The following is a 15,023-nucleotide window of genomic DNA, read 5'->3' on the forward strand; positions in this document are numbered from 1 at the left end:
CTACCCACCTCCGGTGACGGGGTCGGTCAATGGATTTGGGGTTCCGAGACCGGGCTGGCGGACCTTCGTTCTACCCATCGCAGTCTCCAGCGCCGTGAGCTGGCCTTCGACCGGTGTGCCCTGCAGCATGGAGTTGTCGATCCGCCCCAGCGTCAGATCGATGATCGCCGACAGGTTCGCGTAGTCGCCGCGCACCCACTTCGACAGAGTTGTCTCCGGCCACGGCCAGGTGGCGTACAGCCCGAACGCCTTGGTGAGGTCGTCGCCGGGGGAATCAGCCAGCGCCTTCATCACCGGGCCCAGGTTGCGCAGATTGTCGATGATGTCGTTCTTGCTCGCGGTGAGGACCTCGTCGCTCACCGCCGCAAAGTCACCGACGACCTGGACAGCACCGAGAATGTTCGCGCGTTGCTTGTTGAGCACCTCAAGGGCCGGAGGGATGGCCTTGAGAGCATTGGCGAGGACGTCGGTCTGCCGATTGACGTTCTCCGACAGCCGGTTCAAGCCCTCCATCGCTGAGATGATGTCGTCTTTCTGGTTCACCAGGCGATCGGAGAAGGTATCGAGATCACCGAGCAGAGACCGCACCTGGGACTCGCGTCCGGACAGAGCGGCATTGACCTCACCGGTGATCTCTTGGATCTGGCCCAGGCCACTGCCGTTGAACACAGTTGATACGACGGCCAGAGTCTGTTCGGTGGTCGGGTAGTTCGCCGCCCGCTCCAGTGGGATCGTGTCGCCATCGACGAGCCGACCTTCAGGCCTGGCTTCGATCGGAGGAGCAAGTTCGATGTGCTGGCTGCCGAGCAAACTTGTCTGACCCACGGTGGCCGTGGAGTTTGCGGGAAGCTCGACGTCCTCGGCGAGGGAGACGGTTACCCGGGCGTGCCAGCCTTCCCGCTGGATGTCGGTGACGTTTCCGACCGTGACGTCAGCAACCCGCACTCGTGAGTTTTGTTCTATGGCAGTGACATCGGGCATTTGGATGTACACGTGATAGGCGTCGGAGCCGCCGCCGGTACCCGGCAGTGGCACAGAGTTCAGACCCCGCCACTGTCCGCACCCGCTGAGTACGAGAACAGCGACGGTCGCAGCGGCGATTGTCATCTTCCCGCCCAAGGACAAACGCATGATGTGGCGGATCATCTAATTACCTCCCAGCAGTCCCGGTAGCCCTGCACGAGGGTCGACCGTGCGCGATCGGGTCACCGGTGCACCGATGTTCGGGTTGAGGAAAGGTTCGGAGTAGTCGACCTGCTCCTTGCGAGCCTGCACACCCTCTACGGGATTCACCCCGAAAGGCGGGTAGTTGAACTGGATGCTCTTGAGGACCGGGGCGAGATACTGGACACAGAGTTTGGCGGACTCCTCGGCACCCTTTTGGCTGGCTGCTTGGATGGCACCGCAGATGAATTGGACTGGATTCTGGAATTGGGTTACCGCGAGCGCGCCGGTGAGCGCGCCCTGGGCCGGCTGATAGATGTTGAGCGCGTTGGCGAAGGCGTTCGGCGCGACGTGGAGGAGCTGTTCGAGGGCTGGTTTGCTGTTGTTGAGGGTCGTGGTGACCTCGGTCAAGCGCTCTACCGCGTGGCTGAGTTTGTCCCGATTGTCGGCGACAAAGGTTGTGATCTCGTCGGTGACATTGTCGATGTCGGAAAGAGCGCCGCTCAGTTCGTTGTCGGTGTTGGTCAACACCTGCGTCACCGAGGCGAGCCGTCCGTTAAACTGGACGATCTGCTGATCGCTCGAAGCCAGCGCGTCGACGAAGACCTGGAGATCGCGGATCACCGCGAACAGGTCGTCGCGGCCATCGGAAAGCGTTGTCATCGCATCGGACAGCTTGGAGACGGTGTCGTTGATCTGCTGGCCCCGCCCGTCGAGATTGTTCGCCGCGGAATCGATGAATCCTCCGAGCGGGCCGCTGGGCTCGGATGTGGTGGGGGCCAACGACGACGCGAGACGTTCGAGTTGGGCCCGGAAATCGTCCCACTCGACCGGAACTGCGGTCCGGTCCAGGCCGATCCTGGCGCCGTCCACCATCGTTGGTCCGCTGCCGTATGCAGGAGTCAGCTGGATGGCACGCGAGGACACCAGGCTCGGCGAGAGGATGACCGCTTTGGCATCAGCCGGTACTTTGACCGACGAGTCATAGTGGAAGGTGATCTTGACCTTGTCGCCCTGGGGAACGATCGTGTCGATCGCACCCACCTTGATTCCGAGTACGTAGACGTCGTCGCCCTCGTAGATCCCCGATGCGGTGGGGAACTCCGCTGTGACGGACGTTCGTCCGACCGACTCGTAAAGATGCCAGCCGCCGGCAACGGCAGCGCCGACGACGAGCACTGCCACCGTCACCACCGCCACGCTCGCAACGGTGCCCAGGCGACCCCACGCCGCTGATAGTCTGCGCTTCATCAGTTCCCTCCCGTGCTGGGTGTCGCCGGGATGGTCGGGAAAGGCGGCGCCGGTGAACTGGGTACCGGGGTACGCGCGCCACCGCGATCGCTGGGCGGAATGGTGCCGGCAGGTGCGTTGTTCCCGCCAGGGACCGGGAAGTAGTTCGATCCGAGCACGCCCGGATTGACTCCTTGCTGCGAAAAGGCGGCATCGATAAACGGCTGCAGGAACTGTCCGGGCAGCAAGTTCGGGATGTATGCCTTGAAGAACGGGCCCGACGCCACAGACTCTCCGAGTGAGGTCGCGTACTGGCTCAAGGGCAACAGTGCGTCGGCCAGATCCTGCCGTCGCCGGCTGAGCATGTCGACCAATGTGTTGACCTTGTCCAGGGTCGGAGCGAGCGTGGCCTGATTCTCGTCGATCAGACCTCGCAGCTCGGTCGCGACCGAAGACAGGTTGGTCAGCAGGAGGTCGATGGCTTGGCGTTTGTTGTCCAGGGCGCCGAAGAGGGTGTTCCCGTCCAGGATCAATTGATTGATCTGCGTCGATCGCTTCGACAGTATGTCGGTGACGCCCGATGCGTTCGACAAGAGGTTTCTGAGCAGGTCGTCACGATTGTTGATCGATGACGACAGCCGAGAAACACCCTGTAGCGCGACATCGAGATTCGGCGCTGTCTTGTCCAGCGTTTGGCTCATCACATCGAGCGATTTGGTCAACGAACCGGTGTCGATCCCACTGATGGTCGTGGTCAACTCGCCGAGGATATCGGTCAGGATGTACGGCGTCGTGGTGTGATCGAGGTCGATGATTGCATCGGCTCCGAGCTGTTCGCCGCCACGCGGCTCGATACTGAGCGCTTTGCTACCGAGCACGGTACTGGTGACAATCGAGGCCTCGGTCTGGGTGCCCAGCTCCACGCCGTTCGCCGAGAACCGCACGAGGACTTTGTCTCCGGCCAGTTCCATCCCTTCGACGTTGCCGACTTTGACGCCGGCCACCTCGACCGTCGCGCCGGATCGCAAGCCGGCCGCATCGCCGAAGTAAGCGCTGTATTCCCGGTTGTCGCCCAGGAGCGGGACTTTGTCGTAGTTTTGTGCGCTGATGACAACTGCGACGATGAGCACCAAGCCGATGATGCCGATGCGCAGTGTGTTCGGTGATCGCAGCGATTGTCCGATACTCATTCTGGTGTGCACCTCCCCGCTTGCTGGCCCGCCAAGTCGATGTAGACGGGATCTCCGTTGGGGCCGTTGACCTTCAAGGTGACATCGCACAAGTAGAAGCTGAAGAAATCGCCGTAGAGGCCCAATCGCGACAGCCGTCGGTAGTCGCCGGGCAAACGGCCGAGTAGACCTTCGAACCACTCGCCGTCGTTGTTGATGTTGGTACTGAGCCGGTTTAGTTGGTTGACGTCGTCGGCGATTGCCGGCCGGGTGGCACCGAGGAGGTCGGCGACCGTTTTCGATGCCCCTGAGACGTGTTCGAGGGCAGCGGCGACCGGATCGGCGCGCTCGGCGATTCCCGAGACCAGCTGTTGCAGGTTGTCGATCATTGAGTCGAACTGACCGTGGTTACGGTTCACTGTGGTGAGGGTGGTGTTGAGGTTGGTGAGGACCGCGCCGATCAGTTGGTCGCGGTCGGCCAGCGAATTGGTGAGCTCGCCGATTTGAGAGAGAACGTTTGCCACGGTGCCGCCTTGGCCTTGGAACACCGCGATTAGCTCGCCGCTGAGCCGGTTGACGCTGTCGGGGTCCAGAGCTTTGAACAATGGCCGAAAGCCCCCCATCAGGGCGTCGAGATCCAGTGCGGGGTCTGTCCTTTGAACGGGGATCACCGAGCCTTTGCGTAGCGGCGCCGACGAGCCGACCCCCTCTGTGAGTTCGAGGTAGCGGTCGCCGGTCAGGTTCTTGTAGCGAATGACGGCGCGGGTCGATTGGGTCAGTTTCACATCTCGGTCCAGTGTGAAGTCGACGTTGGCCCGGACGTTGCCGGCCACCGACACCCCGGTCACACGTCCCACCTCGACCCCGGCGATGCGGACGAACTCGCCCGATTTCAGGCCCGATGCGCTGGTGAACTCCGCATGGTAGCCGTCCTGTTTGTCGAATCGGAGTTGACCGAAGACCACGATGATCGCGACCATGAAGAAAATCATCACGATGACGAAGGCCAGGAAACGGATCAGTACCGCTCTGCCGCTGTTCATGGGCGTCCGGTACCTCCCCCGGCAGAGGTGCCGTTGGTGTAATCAAGCAGAAACGGAGACCCCAGCCGCGGCTTGTCGGTGCCCGGGCCGTTGAGCGGTGCGCCGGTGTCCATCCGCAGGTAAGGCGCCGGATAGGTATTCCAGCTCTGCGTTGGATAGCAGCCTGGTTTGCCGCCGGGCCCGTTTTCTGCGCTGACCTTCGGCAGGTTTTCCGGGTAGGTGTAGGCGGCATCGCCGAACAGCAGACCAGCGTCGAGCAGCGCCGAGTAGTTGGTGGCGTCGACCACGGGCAGTTCATTCTTGAACGCCGTTGCACCGACGTGCGCCAAGCACGCGAAGGTGGGGCTGTACTTGGTGAGCAGCTCGGTGGTGGGGGTGAGCAGCTGCATCGAATTGACGAAGTTGGCCTTGTTCGGGCCGAGCAGTTCGGTTCCGTTCTGTCCAAAGCCTATCGCCGACAACAGCAGAGCCTCGGTGTTCTTGTCTTCTGCGGAGATCGTTTGGGCGGTTACCGTCGAGTCGCCGAGGATGCCCATGATCTCGTCACTGACGTCGGCGAGATTGTTGGCAACGACATTGGTGAGGCGCAGATCGTGTTGCAGGGTCTTCATGTGGGTGTTCACTTCGCTGGTGACGATCTGCGCGTCGGACAATGTTTCGCCGAGCTCCGCGCCTCGGCCGCGTAGTCCGGCGGCGATGCCGCCGAGCGCTCCATTGAGTTTGGCCGGGTCGACCTTGTCCAACACTGACGTTAGGTTCTCGAAGACCGTGTTGATCTCGGTGGTGACGTTTTGGGCGGAGATGGTGGCATGGGCGTGCAGAGCGGTTCGTGCCGGTGTCGCGGGGTCGAGGAACTCGACGTACTTGGCACCGAAGACCGTCGTGGGCTTGATGACTGCGACGACGTTGGCCGGGATCGCGCTGAGCTTGCCCGGATCGATACCTAGCTTCAGGACCGCACGCGAGTTCTCTAGTTCAACTGTCTGCACTTTACCCACCTGCAGGCCGTGGTATTTGACCTTCGACCCGACGTCCATCACCAAGCCAGATCGCTCTGATTCCACAGTCACACGTGTGGTGTCGTCGAAACCTCCTCGAAACGCCGTGACGCAGACTCCCACCACGAGTACCAGCAAGATGATCATGATCAGACCGGCCGTCTTATACGGCGGCGTCTTGCGATGCCCGACCTGTTTGATGCTCATCGTCATCAGCCCGCCAGATCGAAGTTGCCGGAGGTGCCGTACACCGCAAGGGACACAAGCAATGTGACCATTACGACGGCCATCAGTGATGCCCGCACGGCGCGACCAACGGCTTCGCCCACACCCGAAGGGCCACCTGAGGCATTGAATCCGTAGTAGCAGTGGATCAGCATGACAGCCAAAGACATCGCGATCGCCTGCACGAATGACCACATGAGGTCTGTAGGACGGAGAAACGTCATAAAGTAATGGTTGTAGACGCCCGCAGATTGACCGGCGATGAACGTTGTGTAGACCTGTGTGGAGAGGAAGGACATCAGGATCGCCATCGAGTACAGCGGCACGATCGCGATCAGTCCGCCGACGATGCGCGTCGACACGAGGTAGGAGATACTTTGGATTCCCATGACCTCGAGGGCATCGATCTCTTCGCTGATCCGCATGGCGCCGAGTTGCGCCGTCGCTCCGGCGCCGATGGTTGCCGCGAGCGCGATACCGGCCACGACCGGTGCGATGATGCGGACGTTGATGAATGCGGCGAAAAATCCGGTTAGCGCTTCGACACCGATGTCGCCCAGTGATGCGTAGCCCTGAATCGCCAGCAAGGTGCCACCGGCCAAGGTCATGAATGCCACGATCACCACGGTGCCGCCGATGATGGCCAAGGCTCCAGTACCCATGCCGATTTCGGCGATGAGGCGGATTGTCTCTTTGCGATAGCTGCGCAGGGCGTGCCCGATGGACATGAGTCCCCGGCCATAGAAGTAGCCGTGCTCGCCGACCGTCCGGAGCATTGCAGAGGGGCGGCTGAGGTTTTTGGTGGCCTTGGGGTATCGCGCTTTGAGCGTGGAGGAAACAGTCATGTCAGCCCAGTGTCGCTTTCACTCCGATGGCGGTGACGACGACGTTCACCGCGAAAAGCGCAAGGAAGGCGTAGACAACGGTTTCGTTGACCGCGTTACCAACACCTTTGGCGCCGCCCTTGACCTTGAGTCCCATGTGGCTGGCGACAAGCGCCGCCACCATGCCGAACAGGCCGGCCTTGATCTCCGAGATGATCACCTCGGGAAGTCCGGTGACCAAGGTCAGGCTCGAGACATAGGCGCCGGGCGTCACGTTCTGCGCGTACACGGAGAAGAAGAAGCCGCCGATCAAGGCAATGGAGATGACCAACCCGTTGAGCAATACCGCGACCAGGGTCGATGCAAGCACCCTCGGAACCACCAGGCGCACGATCGGATCGATCCCCAGAACCCGCATGGCGTCAATCTCTTCACGCACAGTGCGTGATCCGAGGTCGGCGCAAATGGCGGTCGCGCCGGCGCCGGCCACGATCAGCACCGTCACGAGCGGCCCGACCTGGGTGACTGCACCCAGCCCGGCACCCGCGCCCGATAGGTCGGCAGCACCGAACTCGACGAGAAGGATGTTCAGGGTGAAGATGACCAGAACGGTGAAGGGCATGGCCACCATCAGTGTGGGGAACAGTGCCACCCTGACCAGGAACCACCCCTGCTCATAGAACTCACGCCACTGGAACGGGCGCTTGAACACTCCCGTCGCTGTCTGCTGACAGATGACGAAAAAAGCGCCCACCGACCGAACCGGCGACTCGATCAACCGTGCCACTGCCACTGTGTCCTCCCATGGGTGTCTCTCTGGCCGACCGATCGTCCAACGAGGCAACCAGTGAGACATTCTGTATTGCAAGTCACACTACAACAAGTATCAAACGTGATTGTCAGAAATCGCGAAGTTGTTGTGCCGGGACGGTTCGGGGAGGCAATGTCCGGTTCGTGCCCGATGGCACAGTAGGTCAGTATATGTAGTGCTAGAGCCTTATCGCGTCATCGTTAGGGCACGCGCATGCCCGCTATGTCAATAGTGTTTAGAGGTGTCAGAAATGGAACCGATTCGGCTAGAGCCACAAGTAGCTGGCAGCCAATACAGCCCACAGCCCCAGGCAGTAACCTTCGAACGCGAGGCGTAAGGCCGGGGGCGCGTGGCGAAGTTCCATGAAGTCCAGGCCGACCAGGCGCATCTTGATCGCCGCGACCCCGAGGACGGCGACGCCGACGAGCGAACTGGTGCTGTGTTCGATACCGATGGCGAACGACAGCAGTGTCGCCGCGATCAACATGCTCCAGGTGAAGGCTGCGCGACTTCGAAAGAGGACGGGAAACACTGCCTTTGCGTTGTTTTCGGGCATGTCAACTCACCACGTAGAGGAGCGGAAACAGCATGATCCAGAGAAGATCGACGAGATGCCAGAAGCTGGCGCCACTCTCAATCATCCCCATCCTCGTTGCGCCGAATGTGTCTCGCCTCGCCTGTCGCACCAGGGCCGCGAGCACGCCAATGCCCAGCAGCACATGGAAAAGGTGCAAGCCCGTCAGAACGAAATAGAACTGATAAAACGTGTTCGACCCTGGCCCGTGCCCGTCATCGAGTTTCTGCGTGTATTCGAGGATCTTGAGCGCGACGAATATGAGTCCGCACGTCAGCGCAGCGGCAAATGCGTAGCTGCCGATGGAGCGGACGTGCGAGCGAATCGCCGTCAGACCTGCATAAACGAACAGCGAACTCGTCAACAGGACGACGGTCATGGCCAAGCCCAACCCGAGGTTCATCTGACGCTGCGCGGTCTCGAACACATCTGGATCTTTGCCACGTTCGACGAGGAAGATTGTGAAGAAGGCCGCGAACACAACCATGTCACCCATGAGGAAAACCCAAGTGCCGGGTTCGCCGGGAACTCGACGTTCAGCTTGGGTGTCACGGTGAGATGGATCGGTCCGCCTCGGCAGCACGGTCACGTCGCCACCGGGTGCCGCATCTCGGGTGACTCGGATCGGGGGCAGCCATCCAGGGTGCCGCTGTCGTGGCGCTCGCGAGTATTTTGTTCGTTGATCGACCGCAGCATCATGACGGGCATCAGCACCATCCATGTGCCGAAGACGACAAGCGGCACCCAGAACGCGAATGCGCCATTCCAGGCCAGCGGGCCGTCATTGAACAGCACAATCGATCCGCCGGGCACAAACAACACCGCGCACCACAGGTTGAAGTAGCCAACCCAGCGCGGCAGTACCGGGTGCGGTCCGCGGTCGATGAGCACCCCCAGTGCCACGCACACAGCCTGCACTACGAGCGTCCCGACGATGCCGACGAAGATCATCCAGAAGACGTCGTTGAGCATCAATGTGAGCTCTGGTGGACGGGATTCAGGACGGTAGGTTGCGACTCCCAGGATCATGGCGGGAAACATGAAGCCGATCGGGAAGACGATCCCCGCGGCAAACTGGCACAACGACAAGACCCCGAGGCGCCCCTCGATCTGACGCAATCGCAGGGTGATGGCGACGATGAAACCGAACGCCAAAGGGGATGCAAGCATCATCACCGCGATACCGAAACGCATCCGTATCTTGTCGTTGATCAAGTGTTGGCGGATTTCTTGGGCGCTGGACGTCGGCGACAGTGGCGGGATCAGGCCGGCGATGAGACAAAACGACAGACCGAAGGCGACCATGAACACCAGGCCGGCCCACGCTGCGATCCGTTCCAGTTTCAAATCCACGGCAGCGCTACTCGTCGACCAGGGTCAGGGCACGTTCAGGGCAGGCTTTTACTCCGGCGATTGCCTGCTGGCGAACGATGTCCGATATCTCCGCCGCGGGCGGTATGCAGTAACCGTCGTCGTCCAGGTCGAAGACGTCGGGAGCCGCGACGTTGCACATGGCGTGTCCGACACAGCCATTCAGCTCGATCCTCGCCATCATTCGACGGTGAACTCGAGCGGCAACGAGTCAAGGTGCAAGGTCCCACCGGGGAACACCACCTGCGGAGTGAACCCTTCGGGGATGTGATAGTCGGTGATGCGGGCGTGAAATTCTTCGATGGTCAACCGCAGTTCCCGACGAGCAAGATGCGAGCCGAGGCACCGGTGCACACCGCCCCCGAAGGACAAGTGGCTCACGGGGTCTTCGATGTCGATGGTGTCCGGATGATCGGAGTTCTCCGGCTCGCGGTTCGCTGTTGCCAGCACCAACATGACACGTGAATCAGCTGGGATCGTGAGCCCATCGACCTCGACCTCTTCTGTGGTGATGCGCGGCGTCAACGGTGCCGGCAGTTCCAGTCGCACCGACTCCTCGATGAACGGAGCGATGAGATCGGGGTCGGCAATGATCGCACGTCGCAGTTGCTCGTTTTCGGCAAGGTTCATCATCGTGAAGCCAATGGTCGCGGTCACCGTATCTAAACCGGCCAACACGAATAGGAAGCCGAGTCCCAGGACCTCGGAATCCTCCCAGGCATCGTCGCCGCTGAGAGACAAGATGTCGCTGAGCATGTCATCGCCGGGATTCGCACGTTTGCGTTCGATGTGCGTCTGGAGATATCCGAACAAGCCGAGCGCGGCCGTCATCTGCGCCTCGCTCGGCGCTGCCAATTCGGCAACGGCTCCACCGATCAAAGCGTCGACCCAATCGAGGAATTGTTGCAGATCCTCCAAGGGCAACCCGAAGAGTGTCAAGATCGCCTGAGTCGGAAACTTGAGCGCAATGTCTTGTACCACATCGCATCTACCGGTCGTAGCGAATGCGTCAATCAGTTCGCGGACCTGGTCTCGCAGGCGGTCTTCGATGCGATCGATCATCTTTGGCGCCAGCATCGGGTCCAAGATGCGTCGGTACCGCTTGTGCTCAGGCGGATCCACCGCGAGTGGTATCAGTTTGACGACCGCGCTGATCGCATCGAACGCCTTTGCGGAGGAAAAGATCTCCGGGTTCCGTTGGGCGTAACGGACCGCGTCGTAGCTCGTGAGGTAATAGGTGTCGCCGGCTTGATACGCAGAGCCTGGCTTTCGCATGTAGTTCCACCCGGTCGTGCGGTTGTCGGCAATCGGCGCCGAGTCGTAGTAGCCCTGTTTCAGTTCACTGGTAGTCGTCATGACAGTACATCTCCTCGCGTCTCCGGGACCGATCGTTCCGGGAATCTATGAGACAGGATGACCCATAAGTGAGGCGTTCGTCAATCTTTTCGGAGATTAGGTATTGATCAGCCCGGTGGAAGTTGCCCTCGGAGGAGACCCCATGCGATGAGCTTGATGAAGTACTCGATGGGTTCGATCAGATCGATGATCATGTTAGGCAGTTCCTCTGAATGAGATTGACGGACAGATGTTATGGATATGGCTGCGTCCGGCCCTGCTGCACCTTGTTGCGGTCGCCAAGCCGCCGGAGGATGTGGTCTGTGAGACAGAATGCCTCTCAGGTGTGGAGGAGTCAATGGCTCGACCTAGATTGAACCGCCACCGCGACACTCGGTGTTCTCTCGCAGTGCGTCACGAGACTCAGCGTCCTCGCAACGGGGGGTGTCCTTATGGTCTTCGTCAAGCCGCGGTCGCTGTCGGGTGACGGCAGAGCTCGTGGTCTTCGAGCATGGCGTAGAGGACGTCGCAGCGGCGTCGGGCGAGGCAGATGAGGGCTGCGTTGTCGCTTTTTGGCCTTCGGCTCGTTTGCGGTTGCCTGATCGAGCGGGGTGTTCTGCGCGGATCGAGGTTCCTGATCGGTGGGTGACCGGGGCGATTCCGGCGTAGGCGGTCAGGTGGCCGGCGGAAGCGGATGCTGATCCGTCACCGACTTCGAGCAGGATCCTCGCTCCGGTCCTGACTCCCACGCCCGGCATGGAGGTCAGGACCCGGGAAAGAGGGTGGGCATCGAGCATCCTCTCCACGTCGTCACCGATGGATTTGCGTTGCTGCAGAATCGCGTTCAGCGAGACCGCGAGCTTCGGTAGCACGATCTCCGCCGGCTGCGGGTCCGGGTACGACAACGGTTGCGCCTCGGGCGCTGTACGTATGTCTGCGGCCAGACGGGCACCCATACGTGGCGCAGGTTTGGTGGCGAGCGCAGTGAGTTTGCGGGTGCCGGCCGCGCGTATGCCGATCGGGCCGCCGCAGCGAGACAGAATTTCCAGCAGCGCTCGATGGGTTACCCACGGACCCAGGACGCGTTCCTGAGCCGGATGTATGCCGGTCAACCAGCTCTCGGATTCGGTTGCTGATGCGATTGGCTTCGCCAGGGAGGTCGTCGTCGAAACCGACGAGCACGCCTAGCTCGGTGAGGGTGTCATCGCCGGTATCGCCGGTCGCAATGTGTGCGGTATGGTCCGGGCAGTGTCGGCGATGATGAACGCATCACGAGCATCAGTCTTCACGTTCCCGGGATACAGATCGGCGATCCGGCGCATCAACAACCAGGGCAGGTAGGCCACCTGACGTCCGCAAGCGCGGGCCACGGTCACCGGCAACGCACCGATGGTGTGGGTTGATCGACCACGATTAACACCGGACCGTGCGCGGCGAGCTGGTCGAACACCGCCCGCAAACGATACTGGGGGTGTGGTTTGGCTGCGCTCCGTGCTTGTCCAAGATTTCCACCCGGGGCCTTGTTGATCGATTGGAACTGGCGCCTTTGCGCACTTCGCAGCTGATCGGGCCGTTGAACGGGGGCGGCGGTTGGCTTTTAGCTTGGTGCGCACAGACGAGGTACCGCCGGCAGAAGCCCACGCTGAAGCGTGTCGACTCGAGACGTGATCGGCGAAGCCGCGGAATGGCATCCCTTTAAACGCTAACCCCGGACGCGGCAGATGCAAGGCTTCGATGAGCACCCGGCCGTACGCGTTCATAACAAGAACTACACTGCTCCGATTCGAGTGTTGTTTCGGAACTGGCGACATAACCCATTTCGTGGGTAGTGGATAATACGCCGGCTAAAGGCTCCGGCGCTTACTGAGACGATGTTGACGGGCAAGCCGGTGACGCGTTCCCGTGAACCTCTCGACGCGGGGGAACGGCGACTTGCGCGGCAGACGCAGCGGGTCAACTGCGATGTCGGGCATGTCTGGCGAATGATGGAGTTTTCCACACTCGCCCAGATATGCACATAACCCGAGCAAGCGCCTGGCCGTTCGAGAGCCGGTCCGAGCAATCAAATCCGACTCGACGTCTTGCCCCCTGTTCCGATTGGCGCATCGCGATTCATGGGGCAAATGGGGACTGACTACGGGGTAGATATGGGGTTAAAATATTGGATAGGGTGGTTTGAGGGGTCTTAACTGCGGCGCGTGGACTGGCTGGCCTAGGCAGACTGGTTTCGCCAGGTGTTACCTCCATTTGACGAGCGGAAGGGCACCGCGCGTGCTAAGCCGATAATCGGTAACTATGTCGGGTGATGCCAGTCCACCGGGCCGGTGGTCTAGTCGTCGGCGTCAGCAGTCCGCACGCCAGTCACGGTGATCTCGATATCGTTGTGGTAGAGCTCGAGGATGATTGCGGCAAGGTCGATCGCCATAACGGTGATCTCGTCGCGAGTTCGGGCTTGGGTGAAGGCGGTGCCGAACCCGTTGATTCCGTCGAGTTCGGGAAGTCGGACCAGCCAACAGTGTCCGACTGGCTCGACGTCGGCTCGTATCGTTCGCATTCGTGAAGGGTAGGCACTGCCTCCGACAGTTGCGTCCGTCCGAGCATTGTGGCTCGGTCGTCGGTTTAGCGCAGGCCGCGGGCGTGTCACCTGCAGCGACAATCTGCTGTCGGTAGCCTGCAGTAGGACTGGACGCAGGTGACGGTAGGAGGGTGCGAGGTGAGGGCAACTGAACCGGTCAGTGCCGCCCTTCACTGTGCGATCGGCCCCTGCCCGACGTGGGTAGGTGCGGTGTTCGCGGACATGTATCCCGATGACGCGACGGTGCTGCCTATCGTGAGCACGGCCACGGTGTTGGCGCGTGACGAGGATTGGGAGTGGATCGCCGATCACGCTGCCGCTGTCGCTGCTGCCGTCGACGAGGCGTGCATGACGGTCGTGGGAGCGGGCGCTGGTGAGTGGGTCGTAGGCCGCGGCGGTGTCGACGGCGACGGGTTCTTGGTGTGCACGGCCGCGAACGCAGTAGGCAGTGTCGTTGCCGGGGTGGGGAATGTGGTGTTGGTGCTGCGTCCGGCTACCGCGGGAAGCTTCGTCGACACCATCGGTACGGTGTCGCGATGACCGATGTTTTGCCTGCGCCGATATCGGCACAGGCGCTGGGACTGTCGCAGGACTTGCTGGCGCGAGTGGAGACATCGCTGCTCGATACGCGGGCCGAGTCCACCCGCCGCAATTACACCCGCGCCTGGGCCGCGTTCGAAACCTACTGCCGCCGCGGTGGCCATCAGGCGCTTCCGGCGAACCCGCATGTGGTGGCAGACTACTTTCTGTCGCTGGAGAACACGGTCAAAGGTGATGGGAGCGCGGCGTATTCGATGTCGGCGATCGAGGGCGCGGCGGCGGCGATCAAGTTTGTCCACAAAGCCCACAGCCCCCACCAGCAGGAGGCGGACGCGGTGGGGGAGTCGGCGCCGTTGTGGCTCAGCCCGGTGGTGTCGGGGACGCTGTCGGCAATCCGCCGCCGCGGCGCCGACTCGGGCCGGCGGCCCCGCCGCCCGGAAGATCCCTTCGACCTGGTCGATTTGCGAGAGGCGGTGTCCGTCGCCCGGACGGGCGCGTTGACGTGGCGGACCAAGCTGCGGGAGCGCCGCGACACCGCCGCCCTGGTGTTGGGGTGGGCGGGGGCGATGCGCCGCTCGGAGATCGTGGCGTTGGCGGTGGGGGATGTGCGCCGCACTCGCGACGGCTGGATCATCAGTGTCCGCAAGTCCAAGACCGACCAGGACGGCGCCGGGTTCAAAAAAGCCTTGCCAACGGGGGAGCACCTGGAGACCTGTGGGCCGTGTGCGTATCTGCGGTGGCTGGACTGCCACCTGGCTTACGACCGCCTCGGAAGGGCCGGGCTGATCCGGCTGCTGGCCGCCGACCGACCGCACGAGAAGCATATCTGCGGCGGCACCCTCCCCGAGACCAATCCCGCGGTGGATCTGTTCCGCAGCATCACCGCCGCCAGCGACCTCACCGAGACTGCCCCGGGCGGGCAACTGATCCACACCATCGTCCGCCGGCGGCTGGCGGCGGCACGCCCCGACCTGGACATCACCCGCTACGGCGCCCACAGCCTGCGGGCAGGGTTTGTCACCGAGGCGTTCCGTACCGGACATGAGCCGACGACCATCATGAAGCAGACCGGCCACAAATCGGTGGAATCACTGTTGAACTACGCGCGCGAGAACAACATTCACCACCAGAACGCCGCCACCACCATCGGCATGTGAGCTGCGA

At 61.7% G+C, this 15,023-nt stretch carries 15 protein-coding genes and 1 pseudogene; 2 read left to right on the forward strand and 14 right to left on the reverse strand.

What is annotated here, in order from left to right; all coding sequences use genetic code 11:
* From BH683_RS12355 to BH683_RS12420, 14 genes and pseudogenes are all read right to left on the reverse strand, one after another.
* Entirely contained in the window at positions 1 to 1,146 is a 1,146-nt protein-coding gene (locus tag BH683_RS12355; protein WP_246833336.1) for an MCE family protein, read from the reverse strand.
* On the reverse strand, positions 1,147 to 2,415 hold the full coding sequence (locus BH683_RS12360) for an MCE family protein (protein WP_084836559.1): 1,269 nt from the start codon (positions 2,413 to 2,415) through the stop codon (positions 1,147 to 1,149).
* Positions 2,415 to 3,584 carry an MCE family protein gene (locus tag BH683_RS12365; protein WP_084836560.1) on the reverse strand — a complete coding sequence of 390 codons (1,170 nt, stop codon included), beginning with the start codon at positions 3,582 to 3,584 and terminating at the stop codon, positions 2,415 to 2,417. Before BH683_RS12365 ends, BH683_RS12360 begins: the two co-directional genes overlap by 1 nt.
* A complete protein-coding gene (locus BH683_RS12370; RefSeq protein ID WP_084836561.1) occupies positions 3,581 to 4,606 on the reverse strand; it encodes an MCE family protein in 1,026 nt (341 codons plus the stop codon). The genes BH683_RS12365 and BH683_RS12370 overlap by 4 nt, the downstream gene beginning before the upstream one ends.
* A complete protein-coding gene (locus tag BH683_RS12375; RefSeq protein WP_168187030.1) occupies positions 4,603 to 5,811 on the reverse strand; it encodes an MCE family protein in 1,209 nt (402 codons plus the stop codon). Before BH683_RS12375 ends, BH683_RS12370 begins: the two co-directional genes overlap by 4 nt.
* Positions 5,812 to 5,816: 5 nt before the next feature.
* Positions 5,817 to 6,674 (reverse strand): ABC transporter permease, encoded by an 858-nt coding sequence (locus BH683_RS12380; protein WP_084836563.1) that lies wholly within the window; start codon positions 6,672 to 6,674, stop codon positions 5,817 to 5,819.
* 1 nt (position 6,675) lies between these two features.
* Positions 6,676 to 7,440, reverse strand: a complete 765-nt coding sequence (locus tag BH683_RS12385; RefSeq protein WP_094647443.1) for an ABC transporter permease — start codon at positions 7,438 to 7,440, stop codon at positions 6,676 to 6,678.
* Positions 7,441 to 7,729: 289 nt separating this feature from the next.
* Entirely contained in the window at positions 7,730 to 8,020 is a 291-nt protein-coding gene (locus BH683_RS12390) for a cytochrome C oxidase subunit IV family protein (protein ID WP_246833337.1), read from the reverse strand.
* A 1-nt stretch (position 8,021) separates the two neighbouring features.
* Entirely contained in the window at positions 8,022 to 8,534 is a 513-nt protein-coding gene (locus BH683_RS12395; RefSeq protein ID WP_084836614.1) for a cytochrome c oxidase subunit 3, read from the reverse strand.
* Positions 8,535 to 8,623: 89 nt separating this feature from the next.
* Complete coding sequence (locus BH683_RS12400) at positions 8,624 to 9,391, reverse strand: hypothetical protein (protein WP_210405202.1); 768 nt, start codon at positions 9,389 to 9,391, stop codon at positions 8,624 to 8,626.
* A 7-nt stretch (positions 9,392 to 9,398) separates the two neighbouring features.
* Complete coding sequence (locus tag BH683_RS12405) at positions 9,399 to 9,590, reverse strand: ferredoxin (RefSeq protein ID WP_246833338.1); 192 nt, start codon at positions 9,588 to 9,590, stop codon at positions 9,399 to 9,401.
* Positions 9,590 to 10,765, reverse strand: a complete 1,176-nt coding sequence (locus BH683_RS12410) for a cytochrome P450 (RefSeq protein WP_084836566.1) — start codon at positions 10,763 to 10,765, stop codon at positions 9,590 to 9,592. Before BH683_RS12410 ends, BH683_RS12405 begins: the two co-directional genes overlap by 1 nt.
* A gap of 441 nt (positions 10,766 to 11,206) precedes the next feature.
* Positions 11,207 to 12,227 (reverse strand): annotated as a pseudogene (locus BH683_RS12415) (IS110 family transposase); the annotation flags it as partial.
* An 846-nt stretch (positions 12,228 to 13,073) separates the two neighbouring features.
* Positions 13,074 to 13,298 (reverse strand): hypothetical protein, encoded by a 225-nt coding sequence (locus tag BH683_RS12420; protein ID WP_084836567.1) that lies wholly within the window; start codon positions 13,296 to 13,298, stop codon positions 13,074 to 13,076.
* Positions 13,299 to 13,457: 159 nt separating this feature from the next.
* On the opposite strand from BH683_RS12420, the gene BH683_RS12425 reads away from it, so the two are divergent.
* On the forward strand, positions 13,458 to 13,859 hold the full coding sequence (locus tag BH683_RS12425; RefSeq protein WP_143696049.1) for a hypothetical protein: 402 nt from the start codon (positions 13,458 to 13,460) through the stop codon (positions 13,857 to 13,859).
* Complete coding sequence (locus BH683_RS12430; protein ID WP_084836569.1) at positions 13,856 to 15,016, forward strand: hypothetical protein; 1,161 nt, start codon at positions 13,856 to 13,858, stop codon at positions 15,014 to 15,016. Before BH683_RS12425 ends, BH683_RS12430 begins: the two co-directional genes overlap by 4 nt.
* Positions 15,017 to 15,023 lie beyond the last annotated feature (7 nt).

This window comes from Williamsia sp. 1138 (genome assembly GCF_002095435.2).
In the GTDB taxonomy this organism is placed as follows: domain Bacteria; phylum Actinomycetota; class Actinomycetes; order Mycobacteriales; family Mycobacteriaceae; genus Williamsia.